Genomic DNA, 17761 nt, shown 5'->3' with positions numbered 1-17761 from the left:
CGTCTACCCCATAAGACCCGGATTGAACACGCTACGCGGATCGAATTTCAGCCGAATTGCCCTTGTTAGAGCCTTAACCTGATGGTTCTCTGGTTGAAACCGACCAAATTCGTCCATCGTATGGGCATCTGCACGTACAAGGCTCGCATGGCCCTCGAAGGCCCCCAAGCGCGCACGCAAATCCGTGCCCTTTGGCACCAGCGCCCATATCAAACCACCACCCCAATCAAGCAGGGTCCTCCCTGCTTCGATCCGATCCGCGATGACCAGGGCATCACCGGGTTTCACCGACAAGCGCCAGACATCGCCTTCCAGATCATGGAACGCACGCACATCGCGCAGATCAGCCCACCGCTTGCGCGACTCCTCCAACTCGGTGCATTCGTTGCCTAGGATTTCGCTCAATCGACTAGCCCGATAAGCGACCGAGTCGGCAAATCCCTCGATCCTCAAAAACGCCTGTCTATCCTTCGGATCATACGCCGCGCCGCTCACTTCGTATGGGGATTTCAGGGCAGTCGACATAAGATCAACTGCGGTTCCTACATCATCGGCACTGACAGCCAATGTGGCCTGAGTCTCTGGCTTGGGCAAAACCTTCAGCGAGACTTCTGACAAAACTCCCAATGTGCCCCATGACCCGGCCATCAGTTTCACCAAATCGTAGCCGGTGACATTTTTCATCACCCGTCCACCATTTTTGATGACTTGCCCAAGGCCATCGACATAACGGACGCCCAGCAGGAAATCCCGGCAGGCCCCGGCCTGAATTCTGCGAGACCCCGAGATGTTGGCTGCAACAACGCCACCAATCGTCGGTTCACCAGTCGTGCCCAACAAACCGCAGTGATCCATTGGCTCGAATGCCAATTGCTGACCCTCGGCATCCAGAGCCGCCTCAATCTCAGCAACAGGAGTTCCCGCACGCGCGACCAGAGTCAGCGCTCCGGGTTCATAGAGAGTAATCCCGCTCAGTCCAGCGGTACTCAGCTCCGGTTCCGCACCAACCACGCCGCGTGTACCACCGCCCGCAATACATACGGGTCCGTTAAGCCCAGCAACGGTTTCTGCAAGTTCAGCCTCGGTTTCAGGTCTCATTGCGTTCATCTTTTCACAAATTTCTTGAGGGTGAGGGCAAAGCCCCTATTCCGCCGCCATCCTACGCTCCGCTGACGCCGCCAATGGGAACACTTTGGCTGGGTTCAGCAGCCAGTTAGGATCAAATACATCTTTCACAGCCATCTGCGCCTCAAGGTCCTGAGCCGCATATTGATGGGTCATCAGATCGCGCTTTTCGATGCCAACCCCATGCTCCCCCGTCAGGCAGCCGCCGGCATCGACGCAAAGCTTCAGGATGTCCGCCCCGAACGCCTCGCATTTCTCAAGATCACCCGGTTTGTTGGCGTCAAAGAGGATCAATGGGTGCATGTTCCCGTCACCGGCATGAAACACGTTGCCAACAGGTAGGCCGTAGTCCTTGCTCAACTCTCCGATGCGGCGCAGCACAAAGGGCAGCGATGAGACCGGGATCGTCCCATCAAGACACATATAATCGTTGATCTGCCCCATCGCACCAAATGCCGATTTCCGCCCCAGCCAGATACGCGCGCTTTCATCAGCGGATTGGCTTTCGCGCAGCTCAACGGGATTGTGGTGTTTGGCAATCTCGATGATCTTCGAAAGCTGGCTGTCGATCTCAGCCTCTGACCCTTCAACCTCGACGATCAGCAACGCCTCACAATCGGGATAGCCAGCATGGGCGAAATTCTCGCAGGCTCTGATACAGAGGCGGTCCATAAACTCGATTGCGACGGGTAGAATGCCCGATTTGATAATGTCAGAGACACAATGGCCCGCAACTTCGTTGTCATCGAACCCCATCAAAACAGGTCGCGCCCCTTCGGGTTTGCGCAAGATCCGCAGCGTTGCTTCAGTCACCACGCCCAGCTGCCCTTCGGATCCGCAAATCACACCCAGCAGGTCCAACCCACCAGCATCCAGATACGCGCCTCCAATTTCGACCACACTGCCATCCATCATCACCATGGTGACGCCCATTAGGTTGTTGGTCGTCACGCCATATTTCAGGCAATGTGCCCCGCCCGAATTCATCGCGATATTCCCGGCGATGGCGCAGGCAAGTTGGGACGAAGGATCAGGGGCGTAGAAAAAATCCTCTTCTTCAACGGCTCCGGTCACACTCAAATTGGTTCGGCCGGTCTGCACCCTGATAAACCGATTGTCGTAGTCGACCTCCAACACTTCATTCATCCGAGCAACGCCTAGGATCACGCAATCCGCTGTCGGCAAAGCACCGCCTGCCAACGAGGTCCCTGCACCGCGCGGCACCACCGGCACACTCAGTTCGTGGCAAATGCGCAAGACATCGGAAACCTGCTGTGTTGTCGACGGCAGTACCGCCAACAAGGGCGGACATTTGTAAGCGGTCAACGCATCACATTCATATGCACGCGTTTCGGCCACATCGTGGATGACGGAATCCCCCGGCAGGACCTGCTGCAACCGCGCAACCAAAGCTTGCTTACGCGCCATGACATCCGGATTTGGCTGCGGCATTTCCATCGTTCATCCTCCATTTGGTAAAATTATATTACCAATTTTAACGACTGGCAAGTTTCTGAATCCAGCAATAGTGTCGCGGCATGACCTGGATCGACCGCACATTGCTGTTCTCTCCGCTAGACTACGCTGCCGTACTGCTTCTGTTTGCAGCTTGGCTGGGAATTGGATGGAGGATCGAGAATCCATCCTCTCAGAAACCGTCGGTGTCGTTGATGATGGATGATTTCCGCAAGGTCTGGATGCGAGAGATGGTGACGCGCCAGCCACGTGTGTTCGATGCACAGGTGATCTCGGCCATGCGTCAGGGCAGTACGTTCTTTGCGTCAACAATAATGATTGCAATTGGCGGTGGCCTGGCGCTGCTTGGCAATACCGAGCGCTTGGCCGGAGTTGCAGAAGACCTTGCCATTGGCCGTGCACCCGCAATGGTGTGGGAAGTCAAAATACTGATTATTCTTCTTTTTCTGTCGAACGCATTTCTGAAATTTGTCTGGTCGCATCGTTTGTTTGGATATTGCGCCATCCTGATGGCCGCGGTTCCAAACGACCCCGATCATCCGCAGGCCTATGCCCGTGCCGCTCAGGCAGGCGATATCTGCATCACGGCGGCGCGCAGTTTCAATCGCGCGTTGCGGGCAACCTACTTTGCTTTGGCATCCATTGCCTGGATTTTGGGACCAATGGCATTAATACTGAGCTCAGCCGTTACATTTGGAGTCCTATATCGTCGCGAGTTCGCCTCGCATTCGCGAACTGTCATGATGACAGCGCCACCAAACACAGAGTCGTGATCGCAATGCCGCGCCCGAGCGCATAGTTTGACCCTATGCGATATCTGATTCTCAGCGCCTTACTGGCCAGCCCCGCCTTCGCTGACTCTCCGACGATCGAACAGGTCTCGGCCCGTTCGAACGGTGATACCTGGCGATTCGATGTCACGATCCGTCATCCCGATACCGGATGGGATGATTATGCCGACGGCTGGCGAGTTCTGGATATGCAGGGAAACGAACTGGGGATGCGCGTGCTACACCACCCTCATGTTGACGAGCAACCCTTTACCCGGTCTTTGGGTGGGGTGATGATCCCGGACGGGACCACGCAGGTTCAAATTCAGGTGCGCGACAATGTCGGTGGTTGGAGCGAAGACACGACAGTGGTCGATCTGAACTGACCTTCAGAACACCCCGAGGCTGAGACCTGCCGCCAAGGCCGCTCCGATCTCTCGGCACGTTTCCAATTGTCCTTCGGGAATGATCTTTTCGGCCAGGATCGCCTCGGGCGTTTGCGCATGAGTGCAGATGATCAGGGGCGGTTGCACCTCTTTCAACCGCCACCCCGTTGCGATCCGTGCCATCTGTCGCGCGGCATTTTCACCATCTGATCCGGCGCAGACCATCTGCGCATAGGGTCGACCTTCGATCCTCCCCAGCACCGGATAATAACAGCGATCGAAAAACTCTTTCATCAGACCCGAAATCGCAGCCAGGTTCTCGGGCGCGCAGAAGATGTATCCATCAGAGGCCAGCAGGTCGTCTGGCCCGGCCTGATCGGCAGTTTTCAGGATAGTGTTCGCCTCGTCCCGCGCTGCATCTGCTGCGGCTTCGGCCATCTGCCGGGCACCGCCGGTGCGCGAATGGTAGACGATCAAAAGCTGCGCCATGTCAGACCCGGTGATAAGGACCGCCCGACAGGATGGTAGCGGCCCGGTACAGTTGCTCGGCCAACATCACACGGACCAGCATATGAGGCCAGACCATTGACCCAAAGGACAGGGAAAAATCGGCCTCGGCCCGCAGATTAGGGTCTATTCCGTCCGCTCCGCCGATGATCAGCGCCAGATCCTGTCGGCCCGCATCGCGCCATCCACCCAGCTTTTTTGCAAAATCGGGTGAGGACATCACCCGTCCGCGCTCATCCAGCGTACAGATCACCGCGCCCTTGGGCAGAGCTTTCCGTAGCAGTGCGGCCTCGGCCCCCATGCCCGCGTTTTTCTTGTCTTCGACTTCGATCACCTTCGCGGGCCCAAGGCCCAGCGCACGGCCAGTTCGGTCGAAACGAGTCAGGTAGTCATCAAGCAGGGATTTCTCCGGTCCGGCGCGCATTCGCCCGACCGCAACGATGCTGATACGCATGTCTCTCTCGCCTCCGGCCCCGCAATGCGGGCCGGGATGGCGCCTCAATTCGCCGAGGCGCTGCCGCCCTGAGGCAGCCACATCTTTTCCAGCTGATAGAATTCACGCACTTCGGGGCGGAAGATATGAACGACCACGTCGCCCGTATCGATCAGCACCCAGTCGCCGGCATCCTTGCCTTCGACCTTCGAGGTGAAACCGAATTCCTGCTTGATGCGATCCGTCAGCTTTTCCGCCATGGCCGAGACCTGACGGGTCGACCGACCCGAGGCAATCACCATGTGATCCGCGACAGAAGACTTACCTTGCAGGTTGATCTGCACGACGTCTTCGGCCTTGTCATCGGAAAGTGAGGAAAGGATACGTTCAAGCAGCTTATCGCTGATTGACTGAGAGTGGGCCATTACTTTGGCCCCATCATCGGCGGGCAAACCCGCCTGTGTATGTAGAGACAGGACATAGTCCTCCTTTGCAACGCGCCGCCAAATCCCCGGCGCTGGGGTACTAATAAGGTAACAAGGGGATTGCAACATTTCAATGAACGGGCTGCTTCACGCAGTGACATCGGCTCACTCTTTGGCGAGTTGTTGCGCCTCTGCGTCGTCCGGCAGCAGACGAACTTCACGTTGTGGGAAGGGTAGCGAGATGCCTTCAGCCTGGAATGCGTCCCACAACGCCAGATAAACATTGCCCCGGATGTTCGTCAGCCCTTTGGTCGGATCACTAATCCAGAACCGCAGCACGTAATCCACGCTGCTGTCGCCAAAACCGGTGATGTGGCAGACGGGTTCATGGGATCCTCCACTTAGCACTCGACCAACCGATTTGACGGCTCGTATCGCCGTTGCCCTCACTTTGTGAGGGTCGTCGCCATAGCTGGTTCCGAATTCCAGATCCAGCCGAACAAACTTGTCCGAATGCGACCAATTCACCACCTGATTGGTGATCAAATCCTCGTTTGGGATCAGGTATTCCCGCCCATCGCGCGTGACAACCGAGACATAACGCGCGCCCAGCGCATTGATCCAACCGAACGTATCGCCCAGCGAGATCACATCGCCCGGCTTGATCGATCGGTCCATTAGAATGATGATGCCCGAAATCAGGTTCGAGACCACTTTTTGCAGCCCGAACCCGATCCCTACACCAATCGCGCCGGACAACAGCGCAATCCCGGTCAGATCAAAGCCAAGCGTGCGGATCGCAGCCATGAACACCGCACCATAGAGCAGCACCTGAATTCCCTTGGCGAGTAACACCTGCATCGATGGCGTGATGTCATCATTACTCTTAAGCCCACGTTCAGCCGCGCGGGTCCCGATCCTTGCGAGCGTTAGTAGAATGCCGATCAGCAGGACGGCTTTGATGATCCCCAGCGCCGAGATATGGAGATCACCTATCGAGAGCGCCACACCGTCCAGAAAACCGGCGACATCATCCGTCAGATTCAGCGCAATTAGCGTTGCATAGACCCACATGGACCATTTGAATATCTGCCGCAGTGTCCGGTTGCGCACCAAGCGCGATACCAACGCAATGGCCAACCAAGCCGCTGCCAGGGTCGCAAATACACCTATGATATAGCTACGCGAAGGCCACGTTGTTTGCTGCATGACCCAGTAGAGCCCCCAAGTCAGCAGCACGAAATAGACCAGCGTCAAACGCCGCATCAGTTGGATCAGAATGCGCAGCCGCCATTTCGGCCAGCCGGTACGCGAGCGCGCCCATATATCCCATCTTTTTTGCGTTAGAAGTTTCAGAAGAAACGCCAACGCCCATAGGAACAGGATGATAACCAATTGATACTGCCGCCAACCGGGCGTGACCATCAGCTCGATCAAATTTTCAATCTGTTCTGAAAAGGCCGCCGTCATATTGCCGTAAAGCTCGGACAGCGTTTCTGGTAACAGATCCTGGTTCATGCCTGTCAGCTTGGCCATCCATTTGAGGGGATGCAAGCCCCTACCCGGATTGAACCTTGATTGACGGCAAACCCCGTTATATCTGGAGCGCATGAGACTCAATGTGGCCCAAGAACAGAATCTGGAAGACCGCGCGCGCCTGCGTGAACGGTTCTTTGGTGCCGCCCGCACGGTTCTGGCACGCCTACCCGTCGCCTAAGCCACCTCGCCAGCTATTTCTCATTACATACGGGAGAGGACCGATGTCCCCCAAAACACTCTATGACAAGATCTGGGATGCCCATGTCGCGCATGAAGCCGATGATGGCACCTGCCTGCTGTATATCGACCGCCATCTGGTTCACGAAGTGACCAGCCCACAGGCGTTCGAAGGTCTGCGCATGGCGGGCCGCAAAGTGCGCGCCCCGGAAAAAACCATCGCCGTGCCGGACCACAACGTTCCGACCACTCCGGACCGCGTGAACGGGATCGAAAACCCGGAATCACGCATTCAGGTCGAGGCACTGGACAAGAACGCCAAGGATTTTGGTATTCACTACTACCCGGTGAATGATGTTCGTCAGGGCATCGTGCACATCGTTGGCCCGGAACAGGGTTGGACCCTACCCGGTATGACCGTTGTCTGCGGCGACAGTCACACGGCGACTCATGGCGCATTCGGCGCTCTGGCCCACGGTATCGGTACGTCTGAGGTTGAACACGTTCTGGCCACGCAGACACTGATCCAGAAGAAATCCAAGAATATGAAGGTGGAAATCACCGGCAAACTACAGCCAGGCGTGACCGCCAAAGACATCACCCTGGCCGTGATTGGTGAGACTGGTACCGCTGGCGGCACTGGCTACGTCATCGAATACTGTGGCGAGGCGATCCGCGATCTGTCGATGGAAGGGCGCATGACCGTCTGCAACATGGCGATCGAAGGCGGCGCGCGCGCTGGCCTGATCGCACCGGATGAAACCACCTTTGAATATGTCAAAGGCCGCCCGCATGCCCCCAAAGGTGCACAGTGGGAAGCCGCGATGGACTGGTGGAAAACGCTTTATACCGACGAGGGCGCGCATTTCGACAAAGTCATCACGCTGCGTGGTGAAGATATCGCACCAGTCGTCACTTGGGGCACCAGCCCCGAGGATGTGCTGCCGATCACCGCATCCGTACCGCATCCCGAAGATTTCGAGGGCGGCAAGGTCGACGCGGCCCGCCGTTCGATCGAGTACATGGGTCTGGAAGCCGGACAAAAGCTGAGCGACGTTGAAATCGACACTGTTTTCATCGGCTCATGCACCAACGGTCGGATCGAAGACCTGCGTGCTGCGGCGGAGATCCTCAAAGGCAAGAAGATCAAGGACGGCATGCGCGCCATGGTCGTACCAGGCTCGGGTTTGGTGCGTGCACAGGCCGAAGAAGAAGGTTTGGCCGAAATCTTCAAAGATGCCGGGTTCGAATGGCGTCTGGCGGGATGCTCAATGTGTCTGGCGATGAATCCCGACCAGCTGCAGCCGGGTGAGCGTTGTGCAGCGACCTCGAACCGTAACTTTGAAGGCCGTCAGGGCCGTGGTGGACGCACCCATCTGCTGAGCCCGGCAATGGCTGCCGCAGCGGCAATCACTGGACGGCTGACAGACGTCCGTGAAATGATGTAAGATTCTCTCATATCTAGATATTTGATGGAGAGACTAACATGAGTGATTGGGTCAAATGGCTACTGCTGGGACTTTTGTCCATAGCATTCGGTGTGTTCGTATTGGGCGCGCCGGTCGTGGCGTCCGTTGCCGTAACAGTAGTAACCGGTGTGTTGCTGCTGATCGCGGGCGGATTGCAGATCGTTGGCGGCTTCACGGTTGAAGGCACTGGCAACAAAATCCTGTCACTCATCATGGGTGCGGTCATGCTTTTCCTGGGCTGGTCCTTTCTGGATCACCCGCTGCAGGGCACGCTGACGCTCGCGACTGTGGTGCTGATCCTGTTCATGGCAGGCGGCATCGCGCGGATCATCCTATCGTTCCAAATGAAGGGAACCCAGTTTTTCTGGCCCACTATGATCTCAGGCATCTTGTCGGTCATCCTTGCAGGCATCATCTGGAGCTATGTGGGGCAGGAACCGCAGGCATTGCTGAGCATACTGGGGATCTTCCTGGGCATTGAGATGCTGTTCAACGGGTTCGGATTGGTCTTCATGGCGTTCTTCGTCAAGAACGCACCCAAGGACGAAACAACGGAAGCGAAAGAAGCTTAAACGCGGGGCATGGGCGCGGCCCTCTCCCGCAGGAGTGTAGAAATGGAAAAGTTCGAAAAAGTCCACGGGGTAGCCGCCCCAATGCCGTTGATCAATATCGACACCGATATGATCATTCCCAAAGTGCACCTAAAAACCATCAAGCGGTCCGGCCTTGGCGTCGTGCTGTTTGACGAGATGCGTTATCACGACCACGGCGGCGAGAACGAAGAGTTCGTGCTGAACAAACCCGCCTATCGCCAAACCGAGATTCTGGTGGCGGGCGACAATTTCGGCTGCGGCTCATCCCGTGAACACGCCCCTTGGGCGATCAAGGATTTCGGCATCAAGGTCGTGATCTCGACCAGTTTCGCCGACATCTTCTTCAACAACTGCTTCAAGAACGGCATCCTGCCCATCGTGGTGGAAGAGGAACATCACGCGATTCTGATGGATGACGCGCATAAGGGCGAGAATGCTCGTATGACCGTGCATCTGGAAGATCAGCAGATCACCACATCAGATGGCGTGGTCATCGAATTCGACATCGACCCACACCGCAAACACTGCCTGCTGAACGGTCTGGACGATATTGGTCTGACGATGGAAAAAGACCATCACATCGACAAGTTCGAGGATCACGCAAGCCAAGCCCGTCCCTGGGTATGATTCTGGGGACGAATCTGTTGATACTCAACCTAACGGGGTCGCAAGCGCGGCCCCGTTCGCATTCTTGGGGTTAAATCGCCCCAATCCACTACATCTAGGTATCATTTTGAGATACACGTCGGATTTGCGTCAAAATTGATGCAATCCCGCACCAGTTGCGCCATCATTTTGCCCGAAACTCAGTGTTTTCTGCTCTCTGACTTGAGCGAATTACCGCTTATCAGCCAAGGTGGCACCTAACAGGTAGCCGCCAGTGAACGAGTGGCGCGCGCAAGTTGGACGACAAGTCGACTTAGAATCGACAGCTCCGGTTTGGAAAGGGTTCGGATTGTGATTGCACGCACGACGGGCGCGGCGATACGTGGATTATTGGTGGCACTGATGGTGCTAACCCCCGCGTTATACCTGCCCACATCGACGTCTAACGGGACTGAGATTATCGTCTTTCTGGCGATCCTTGCGTTTATTCTAACATTCTCTGAATATAATTCAGCCTTCCCCAGCTTTATCGAATTCCGTGACGCCCCGCCGGTAAACAGGTTGCGTTTTGTTGGCCTGATGTCGATGGTCACCTTTTTAACGCTGATCTGTAAGAATGCGTATGCCCCCACGGATCTTACGGGCGTATTCTATTCTATTGGCTTGATGGTCGCGAATGTGGTGGACTTTCCCTATTCGCCTGTTCGGCTCGTGGTTCTTGTGCTTCCCGGAAATGCCAGCGCACCACTTATTGAGCTTGTCAGTATATCAGCCAGCATCGCCTATGTCGCGGCTTTGGTCACCATCGCGAGCTTTGCCTACGCCGTAAAACTCAGAGGATGGCCAACAGGAAATGGCGCGTTCAACGTTTGGACCAATCTGCCTTTGTTTGACCCGACCAAGGGTGGAGATGTTGTTGCCCGATTGCAGCGCGATGGGCGGCTGAACATCGCAATTGGGGCGTTGCTGCCCTTCCTGATCCCTGCCCTGATCAAGCTGATGGCTGCATTCATCACTCCGATAGCGCTCGGCAATCCGCAGACGTTGATCTGGACCCTTTGCGCATGGGCCTTCCTACCGGCCAGCATGATCATGCGAGGCATGGCGACCCTGCGCATTGCCGGCCTGATCGTTGAAAAACGCCGCGCATACTCAACTTCCGAGTCTACTCAAATCGCATGATCCGCCTACTGGTTCTGTTGCTGCTGCCGTTTGCGGCACATGCAGAGACGTTGCGCATCGCAAGTTACAATACTGAACTTAGTCGCAAGGGACCTGGCCTGTTACTGCGCGACATCCGGCGGGAAGATCCACAGGTTACGGCGGTTATTGAGGTGTTGGTAACAACCCGCCCAGACATCGTTGCACTGCAAGGGCTCGATTGGGATCTGGACGGGCTTGCGCTCGACGCTCTGGTTGATGCACTGGAAGGCCATGGCTTGAATTATCCCTACAGCTATTTCGAGCAACCCAATTCGGGGCTCGAAACCGTTGAAGATTTAGATGGGGACGGCGAAACTGGTGGTCCGGGCGACGCACAGGGATGGGGGCGCTTTACGGGCCAAAGCGGCCTGGCAGTCTTATCCCGCTATCCCATCGCAGCCAGAGAGGTCCAGTCCTATACCGAGTTGCTATGGAACGAACTTCCCAGTGCCCGGCTACCAAAAATAAACGGAAATCCATTTCCCTCACCTCAGGCACAAGCGATTCAGAGGCTGTCATCCACATCACATTGGGTCGTCCCGATCGACACCCCTGTTGGTCGTATCAATTTGATGACGTTTCACGCCAGCCCCCCTGTCTTTGATGGTCCCGAAGATCGCAACGGGTTACGCAACCGGGATGAAATTCGATTCTGGTCGCTACTGCTGGACGGTAAATTGGGGCCTACTCCTTCAGATCGGTTCGTCATCGCAGGCGATGCCAATCTGGACCCGCACAACGGCGAAGGGCACAAGGCTGCAATCAACGATCTTCTTGCCGACCCTCTGATCCAAGACCCTGTGCCATTGGACCCTGCCGGATCGGCCGCAACAGTTCAGTGGAAAGGGGTAGGCGAAATGAGAGTGGATTACGTATTGCCCTCATCCGATTGGCACGTGCACGATGCAGGTATTTACTGGCCTGAGACCGAAGCCCGAGCTTCGGCTGAAGCAGCAAGCCGTCACCGGCTTGTCTGGGTCGATCTCATCAACCAATAGGCGCCTGCGGTCATGATCGCAAAGCTGCACCGGTTCGTTGCGCCGCATCAAAGACTTTAGGTTTTGGGATCGCATTTCTAATCGCCTCGTTCGGTTCAGTCAGCGAAAATCCCGGCAGCAATTCATTAAAGAAACTTCCATCCAGACGATGCGGTGTATCCCATAGGTAGCGCATTTCAAGCAGATGTGGGGCTAGACGCCAGAAGGGGCGGGCCAGCTTCAACGGCCACCATGCCATCTGCTTAAGCGCAATGTCTTGCCCAGTCATCTGTGACAACAGATGTGCCATTTCATTGCCGGTCAGAGTGTAACCCGCAAAGGGAACATCGCAGAATCGCGGCAGCTCGCCGCGTATGTCTGCCAGGGCCACGGCGGATCGGGTCAGATCGGGCAAGTAGGCCCAAGAATGCTGGATGTCGGGATTGCCCGGGTACACAAAGCGACCGCGCTGCAAGTGTTTGATCATGATCTGATCGAACCAGTTGCCCGAGGCCGTGGTGTCGATGAAATCTCCTGCGCGCAATATAATTGTCCGTACGGATGAAGCGCGATATGCCTCTTCCATTTCGATGCGGATGCGCCCCAGCGGATTGCGTGCAAGATGGGGTGTTTCACTGAACCAAGGTCCAGGCGTATCCGCGCCGAAGACATAAACGTTGCCGGGCACAATCACTGTCAAATCATGTTCAGATGCCACATCTATGACCTGTCGATGCAATTCAGGGATTTGCTTCACCCAATCGGGATACAGCGGGTTCCATGCGTTCACGATAACGTCTGCCCCGCGTGCCGCCGAGTGTAGATTGTCGCTGCGTCGATCAAACCGGCGCACGCCCCAACCCGCGTTGGAAAAAGCCTGTGCAGCATTGCGACCAAAGCGGCCACTGGCCCCGAGAATAAGTGCTGTTTGTGACATCGGTCCCTCCATTCAACACCAATCTATTCATTCATCAGTATTTGGAAATTGCCAAAAACCGCAGATTATGTATTCGTTTTTGAATGGCAAATTCTCTTCAACTTTCTGACTGGTCCTTGATCCAAAGTTTTCTCGCTGTTGCGGAAACGGGCTCATTATCCGCGGCCGCGAAGCAACTTGGGCGCAGCCAGCCAACGCTGGGGCGTCAGGTGCATGCGCTGGAAGAAGAACTGGGCGTGTCGCTGTTTGACCGCCACGCGCGTGGGTTGACGCTCAGCGAGGTGGGGCAGCAGGTGCTGCCGATGGCACAGCAGATGTACAGCGCGGTCAATGCGCTTGGTTTGACGGCAGCCGGGCAGGCACAGCAGCTGGAGGGCTCGGTCAGGATCACCGCCTCAGTCTTTGTCTCGCACCATTTACTGCCCCCGATAATCGCCGCTATTCGTCAGGCTGAACCGGCTATTCAGCTAGACCTGGTCGCCTCGGATGCCAGCGAAAATCTATTGTTCCGCGAGGCCGACATCGCAGTACGCATGTACCGACCCGAGCAAGTCGACATCGTGGCAAAACATATCGGCGAGGTGCCGTTATGTTTCTGCGCCTCACGGTCCTATCTGGACCGCGCAGGACGGCCAGCAACACCGACAGAGTTGATGCAGCACGACCTTGTGGGGTTTGACACCAACGAAGACATCATCACCGCCATGCGGAACAAGGGCTGGCCCGCCAGCCGGGACAGCTTTGCCACGCGCTGCGATAACCAGACGACATATTGGGAACTGATCCGCGCAGGATGTGGGATCGGGTTCAGCCAGCTCAGCATTGTGCAGGCTGATCCAGAGGTCGAGGTGTTGGACATTGATGTAGAGATACCAGTGCTGCCAGTCTGGCTGGCCGCCCCTCAGGCGATGCGACAGACCCCGCGCATTCGCAGGGTCTGGGATTTGCTGTCCGAAGGGTTGAAAGCCCGGCTGTAATGCCGCCTACAGCGCGCCGGTATAGGTGCCGCGCGCGGGATAGTTATTGGCCAGCGTGAATTTCAAACCACCGACGATGTCGGACATTGGCGGCCGCGCAAAAGGCGTTGTCTGTTGCCAAACGTAATAGAGGGTCTGATCGGGCTTGATATAGAAATGCCCCGGTTCGGCGAATAACGCTGGCTCGGCACTACCTTCACGAGCCACGGAGATATTCAGGCCCCAGACATCCCGCGCATCGGCCATGGACAGGCCGTACCCAACACGCAGCTTCGAGACCCCGGCTTTCTCCACCGTTTCCGCCGCTCGTTCGCCGGAATCCGTGGTGATCATGATCACTTCGACCCCCAGTTCGGCGAAATCACCCAGCGCAGCTTCGACCTCACCCATCTGGCGAATGCAGATCGGGCAATGCAGGCCGCGATACTGAATCACCAGCGTTCCGTTTTCGCCCGTGTCACGCTCAAGATCAAAGGTGCCATGGCCTACAGTTTCGATTTTTAGCGATGGGGCCGGATTTCCGGGTGTCAGCATGTGGTTTCCTCGTGATTTGACGGGTTCGTCTCATTGACCCGATGCGCCGCAAACGCTAGGGCCTGTGCGACAAAACGCAAGGAGACTGTCGATGTCCAACCCCTCGCTCCTCATCCTGCCCGGAGACGGAATTGGCCCGGAAGTTATGGCCGAAGTGCGCAAAATCATCGATTGGTTCGGCGCCAATCGCGGTCTTCAATTTGACGTGAGCGAGGATCTGGTTGGCGGCGCTGCCTATGACGCACACGGGAAGCCCCTGTCGGATGAGACCATGGCCAAGGCGCAAGAGGTCGATGCCGTTCTGCTGGGTGCTGTTGGTGGCCCTAAGTATGACGATCTGGACTTCAGCCTGAAGCCCGAACGTGGCCTGTTGCGTTTGCGCAAGGAAATGGACCTGTACTCCAACCTGCGTCCCGCTCAGTGCTTCGACGCGCTGGCGGATTTCTCGTCGCTGAAAAAGGATGTGGTCGCTGGCCTCGACATCATGATCGTGCGCGAGCTGACCTCGGGCGTCTATTTCGGCGAGCCGCGCGGCATTTTCGAGGAAGGCAATGAACGCGTTGGCATCAACACCCAGCGCTACACCGAGTCCGAGATCGAACGCGCCGCGCGTTCGGCTTTTGAGCTGGCGATGCGCCGGAACAAGAAACTGTGCTCGATGGAAAAAGCCAATGTAATGGAGTCGGGCATCCTTTGGCGCGAAGTCGTAACCCGCGTGGCCCAAGAATACCCCGAGGTCGAGCTGTCGCATATGTATGCCGACAACGGTGCGATGCAGCTGGTGCGCGCGCCCAAGCAGTTTGACGTGATCGTCACCGACAATCTGTTCGGCGATGTGCTGTCCGATTGCGCCGCGATGCTGACCGGGTCTTTGGGCATGCTGCCGTCCGCCTCACTTGGCGCACCGATGGCCAATGGTCGCCCCAAGGCGATGTACGAACCGGTACATGGATCCGCCCCAGATATCACGGGTCAGGGCAAAGCCAATCCGATCGCGTGTATCCTCAGCTTTGCCATGGCGCTGCGCTACAGCTTCGATCAGGGCGACGAAGCAGGTCGCCTGGAAGCCGCGATTGAAAAGGTTCTGGCCGATGGCGTTCGCACGGCAGATCTGCTGGCAGAAGAAGGTGTTCAGCCGGTATCGACCAGCGAAATGGGTGATGCAATTTTGGCGGCACTCGACGAAAGCGTCTGATCTTACGATCATTCAGACATCGAAGGCGGTGCCCAGCGCACCGCCTTTTTTGTATGTCAGTTTCCGAAAATGTTGTTCAGCAGATTGTTGATCGCCTTATCCAAGCCGGTCTGTTTCTTGCGGCGCTGTTGCTGCGGCTGAGCGGTCTTGACTGGTGGGTCCGGCGCCAGCATCGGCAATGGCGTTGGCGTCATTCCTTCCGTGACGCGCAGCATCGTCTCTTTCCAGATCTCTGCCGGCAGACCTCCGCCCGTCACGCCCGACAACGGTGTATTGTCGTCGTATCCCATCCAAACGCCCGTCACGTAATCGGCTGTGAACCCGATGAACCACGCATCCCGCGCGGCCTGAGTCGTTCCGGTTTTGCCCGCCACCTGCCAGCCCGGCAGTTTTGCGCGCCCACCAGTGCCTTCCGAGACCACGCGCTCCATCATCCAAGTCAGTTGCTTGGCAGCTTTGTCGTTGATGACGCGTTCACCGATGCCGGTTGTCGTGACCATGACGGGATCGGACTCACCCAGCAGCTTCAGCTCGGTCAGACCATAGGGTTCGACCGCTGAGCCGCCGTTCAGGATACCGGCATAAGCGCCTGTCATCTCGATCAGCGTGCTTTCCGATGCGCCCAGCGCCAGCGCGAGCCCTTCGGCCAGATCACTTGAAAGCCCGAAACCGCTGGCAACGGTGCGGACATTATCAAGCCCAGAAATATCTGCCACCTTGACCGCCGGGATGTTCAATGAGTTCTTCAGCGCATCCGCTAGAGTCACCCGACCATAGAACTTGTGGGTGTAGTTCTTCGGGCACCACTGGCCCGACCCTGCGATATCCCAGCAGGTCGGTTCGTCCATAACCGTATCCAACGGTGAGTACCCCAGCTCCAACGCTGTCGCATAGACAAATGGTTTGAAAGACGACCCCGTCTGACGCAGAGCCTGCGTGGCTCGGTTGAACGCGCCCGATACTCGGGTCTTGCGTCCACCGACCATACCTCGGACCGCACCATCGGCAGACATCACTACTATGGCGGCCTGTGCCTTGGACCCTTCGCGCACTTTTTCTTGGAAGATGAACTTCAGTGCCTCTTCCGCCGAGGTTTGAATGCGCTGATCCAGCGTGGTCCGGATCACCACGTCCTCGGTTGTGTTACGTGTGAAAAACTCAGGCCCACTGGCCATGACCCAATCCGCAAAATAACCACCTGCTCGGGCGGCGGCGGCTTCAGACAACTGCGCCGGGCGACTGCGTGCTTCGCTTGCCTGCGCACTGCTCAGATAGCCTTGAGCCTCCATTAGCCCAACCACCAACCGTGCCCGGTCCTGCGATCGTTGCAGGTTATTCGTGGGCGCATAGCGAGAAGGTGCCACCAGAAGCCCCGCCAACATTGCGGCCTCCGCCGGAGATACTTCGGCTGCCGAAATGCCGAAATAGCGCTGGCTGGCGGCTTCGAACCCACGTGCACCTGCACCAAGGAAGGCGCGGTTCAGATAGATCGTCAGAATTTCATCCTTGGAGTATTTGACCTCCATCGCAATGGCGTAAACCGCCTCTTTCGCTTTGCGCCAAAGCGAACCCTGACGGCAATCGGCTTCGTATGCGGCCTCTGATTCCCACGCGCTGGGATCATAAGGCACACCAAGACACAGCAGCTTTGCTGTCTGTTGTGTAATGGTCGAGCCGCCATGGCCCGACAACGGCCCGCGCCCTTCGCTCAGGTTGATCCGCACCGCGCTCGCGACACCGCGCGGGCTGACGCCGAAATGGCGGTAGAACCGCTTATCCTCGGTCGCGATCACGGCATTCTTGAGATGCGGCGAAACTGTATCTGCCGTAATCACGCCGCCAAACTGATCGCCGCGCCAGGCAAAGACCTTGCCATCACGATCCAGCAACGTCACCGAGCCCTTCGCCCGCCCATCTAACAAGGCATCCACATCCGGTAGCGATGTGTAAACGACACCGACGGCCAACGCCAACAGCAAGCCAGCCACCGCACCAATCCGCCATGTGACGCCCCAGAACAGACGCCAGAGCCAACGGAACAGGCGGCGGAAAATGCCACCGCCCTTCCCTCCAGAACTGCGTCGCGTTTTCTTCCGCGCTGTCTTGCGCGGAGCGGTTTTTCGGGCAGCCGACTTCTTACCAGCAGGTTTTGCAGCCCGCTTGGTCGCCGCAGGTTTTCGACCTTTGGACGGGTACCTTTTATCTGCGACCAGTCGCGGTTTTCGGCGGTTGGACTCAGTCATGCTCAAACTCTGCCCGGTTATACTTTTGGGGCACCATACCCCGCCGGAGCGGCCATGTAGAGGTGTGAAATTCTGGTATTTCCCCTCACTTGTTTGCCCATTTTTTCATCATATAACGCTATTCGTGCAAAAAATGTGCAAATTTGCTGATTATTCCCCCTCATTTCCCCTGTGAGAGCGTTCCTTCAG

The 17761-nt window shown here is 56.9% G+C and carries 19 protein-coding genes; 10 read left to right on the top strand and 9 right to left on the bottom strand.

The window, feature by feature from the left end; translation table 11 throughout:
* Positions 1 to 3: 3 nt before the first annotated feature.
* On the bottom strand, positions 4 to 1098 hold the full coding sequence (locus ACR0MQ_RS17790) for an FAD-binding protein (RefSeq protein WP_480609889.1): 1095 nt from the start codon (positions 1096 to 1098) through the stop codon (positions 4 to 6).
* Positions 1099 to 1143: 45 nt separating this feature from the next.
* The gene (locus ACR0MQ_RS17785; protein WP_480609887.1) at positions 1144 to 2583 is read right to left on the bottom strand and encodes an FAD-linked oxidase C-terminal domain-containing protein; all 1440 of its coding nucleotides are present in this window, start codon (positions 2581 to 2583) and stop codon (positions 1144 to 1146) included.
* Between the two features lie 80 nt (positions 2584 to 2663).
* Here ACR0MQ_RS17785 and ACR0MQ_RS17780 point away from each other — a divergent pair, with 80 nt between their 5' ends.
* Both ACR0MQ_RS17780 and ACR0MQ_RS17775 read left to right on the top strand, forming a co-directional pair.
* The gene (locus ACR0MQ_RS17780) at positions 2664 to 3374 is read left to right on the top strand and encodes a DUF599 domain-containing protein (protein WP_170775831.1); all 711 of its coding nucleotides are present in this window, start codon (positions 2664 to 2666) and stop codon (positions 3372 to 3374) included.
* A gap of 35 nt (positions 3375 to 3409) precedes the next feature.
* On the top strand, positions 3410 to 3757 hold the full coding sequence (locus ACR0MQ_RS17775) for a hypothetical protein (RefSeq protein WP_170775829.1): 348 nt from the start codon (positions 3410 to 3412) through the stop codon (positions 3755 to 3757).
* Positions 3758 to 3760: 3 nt separating this feature from the next.
* Here ACR0MQ_RS17775 and ACR0MQ_RS17770 read toward each other — a convergent pair whose 3' ends face one another.
* The 4 genes from ACR0MQ_RS17770 to ACR0MQ_RS17755 form a co-directional block, all read right to left on the bottom strand.
* Complete coding sequence (locus tag ACR0MQ_RS17770; protein WP_170775828.1) at positions 3761 to 4246, bottom strand: NAD(P)H-dependent oxidoreductase; 486 nt, start codon at positions 4244 to 4246, stop codon at positions 3761 to 3763.
* A 1-nt stretch (position 4247) separates the two neighbouring features.
* Positions 4248 to 4718: a 23S rRNA (pseudouridine(1915)-N(3))-methyltransferase RlmH gene (rlmH, locus tag ACR0MQ_RS17765; protein WP_170775825.1), complete on the bottom strand. Its 471-nt coding sequence runs from the start codon at positions 4716 to 4718 to the stop codon at positions 4248 to 4250.
* Positions 4719 to 4762: 44 nt separating this feature from the next.
* The gene (gene rsfS / locus ACR0MQ_RS17760; RefSeq protein ID WP_039541351.1) at positions 4763 to 5122 is read right to left on the bottom strand and encodes a ribosome silencing factor; all 360 of its coding nucleotides are present in this window, start codon (positions 5120 to 5122) and stop codon (positions 4763 to 4765) included.
* A 165-nt stretch (positions 5123 to 5287) separates the two neighbouring features.
* Positions 5288 to 6640 (bottom strand): mechanosensitive ion channel family protein, encoded by a 1353-nt coding sequence (locus ACR0MQ_RS17755; protein ID WP_480609883.1) that lies wholly within the window; start codon positions 6638 to 6640, stop codon positions 5288 to 5290.
* 103 nt (positions 6641 to 6743) lie between these two features.
* Between ACR0MQ_RS17755 and ACR0MQ_RS17750 the strand changes: the two genes are divergently transcribed.
* From ACR0MQ_RS17750 to ACR0MQ_RS17725, 6 genes are all read left to right on the top strand, one after another.
* Positions 6744 to 6839: an isopropylmalate isomerase gene (locus tag ACR0MQ_RS17750; protein WP_224857982.1), complete on the top strand. Its 96-nt coding sequence runs from the start codon at positions 6744 to 6746 to the stop codon at positions 6837 to 6839.
* A gap of 43 nt (positions 6840 to 6882) precedes the next feature.
* Positions 6883 to 8286 carry a 3-isopropylmalate dehydratase large subunit gene (gene leuC / locus ACR0MQ_RS17745; RefSeq protein WP_170775821.1) on the top strand — a complete coding sequence of 468 codons (1404 nt, stop codon included), beginning with the start codon at positions 6883 to 6885 and terminating at the stop codon, positions 8284 to 8286.
* A 38-nt stretch (positions 8287 to 8324) separates the two neighbouring features.
* A complete protein-coding gene (locus tag ACR0MQ_RS17740; RefSeq protein ID WP_480609880.1) occupies positions 8325 to 8879 on the top strand; it encodes an HdeD family acid-resistance protein in 555 nt (184 codons plus the stop codon).
* Positions 8880 to 8921: 42 nt separating this feature from the next.
* Positions 8922 to 9527 (top strand): 3-isopropylmalate dehydratase small subunit, encoded by a 606-nt coding sequence (gene leuD / locus ACR0MQ_RS17735; protein WP_010438759.1) that lies wholly within the window; start codon positions 8922 to 8924, stop codon positions 9525 to 9527.
* Between the two features lie 330 nt (positions 9528 to 9857).
* Positions 9858 to 10688: a hypothetical protein gene (locus ACR0MQ_RS17730; RefSeq protein ID WP_170546816.1), complete on the top strand. Its 831-nt coding sequence runs from the start codon at positions 9858 to 9860 to the stop codon at positions 10686 to 10688.
* Complete coding sequence (locus ACR0MQ_RS17725; protein WP_480609875.1) at positions 10685 to 11707, top strand: endonuclease/exonuclease/phosphatase family protein; 1023 nt, start codon at positions 10685 to 10687, stop codon at positions 11705 to 11707. Before ACR0MQ_RS17730 ends, ACR0MQ_RS17725 begins: the two co-directional genes overlap by 4 nt.
* A 10-nt stretch (positions 11708 to 11717) precedes the next feature.
* On the opposite strand, the gene ACR0MQ_RS17720 is transcribed toward ACR0MQ_RS17725, so the two are convergent.
* The gene (locus ACR0MQ_RS17720) at positions 11718 to 12623 is read right to left on the bottom strand and encodes a Rossmann-fold NAD(P)-binding domain-containing protein (protein WP_480609873.1); all 906 of its coding nucleotides are present in this window, start codon (positions 12621 to 12623) and stop codon (positions 11718 to 11720) included.
* A gap of 83 nt (positions 12624 to 12706) precedes the next feature.
* Between ACR0MQ_RS17720 and ACR0MQ_RS17715 the strand changes: the two genes are divergently transcribed.
* The gene (locus tag ACR0MQ_RS17715) at positions 12707 to 13600 is read left to right on the top strand and encodes a LysR family transcriptional regulator (protein ID WP_480609869.1); all 894 of its coding nucleotides are present in this window, start codon (positions 12707 to 12709) and stop codon (positions 13598 to 13600) included.
* 6 nt (positions 13601 to 13606) lie between these two features.
* Here the strand turns inward: ACR0MQ_RS17715 and ACR0MQ_RS17710 are convergent, their stop codons facing one another.
* Positions 13607 to 14134, bottom strand: coding sequence for a redoxin domain-containing protein (locus tag ACR0MQ_RS17710; RefSeq protein ID WP_480609865.1), 528 nt, complete (start codon positions 14132 to 14134; stop codon positions 13607 to 13609).
* A 91-nt stretch (positions 14135 to 14225) separates the two neighbouring features.
* On the opposite strand from ACR0MQ_RS17710, the gene leuB reads away from it, so the two are divergent.
* Positions 14226 to 15329, top strand: coding sequence for a 3-isopropylmalate dehydrogenase (leuB, locus tag ACR0MQ_RS17705; RefSeq protein ID WP_480609862.1), 1104 nt, complete (start codon positions 14226 to 14228; stop codon positions 15327 to 15329).
* A gap of 56 nt (positions 15330 to 15385) precedes the next feature.
* Here the strand turns inward: leuB and ACR0MQ_RS17700 are convergent, their stop codons facing one another.
* Positions 15386 to 17572: a PBP1A family penicillin-binding protein gene (locus ACR0MQ_RS17700; RefSeq protein WP_170473442.1), complete on the bottom strand. Its 2187-nt coding sequence runs from the start codon at positions 17570 to 17572 to the stop codon at positions 15386 to 15388.
* Between the last annotated feature and the right edge of the window lie 189 nt (positions 17573 to 17761).

It is taken from the genome of Ruegeria sp. AN6 (genome assembly GCF_056540425.1).
Note: the sequence above shows the minus strand (reverse complement) of the source record. Positions and strands in the feature narration are given on the sequence as shown.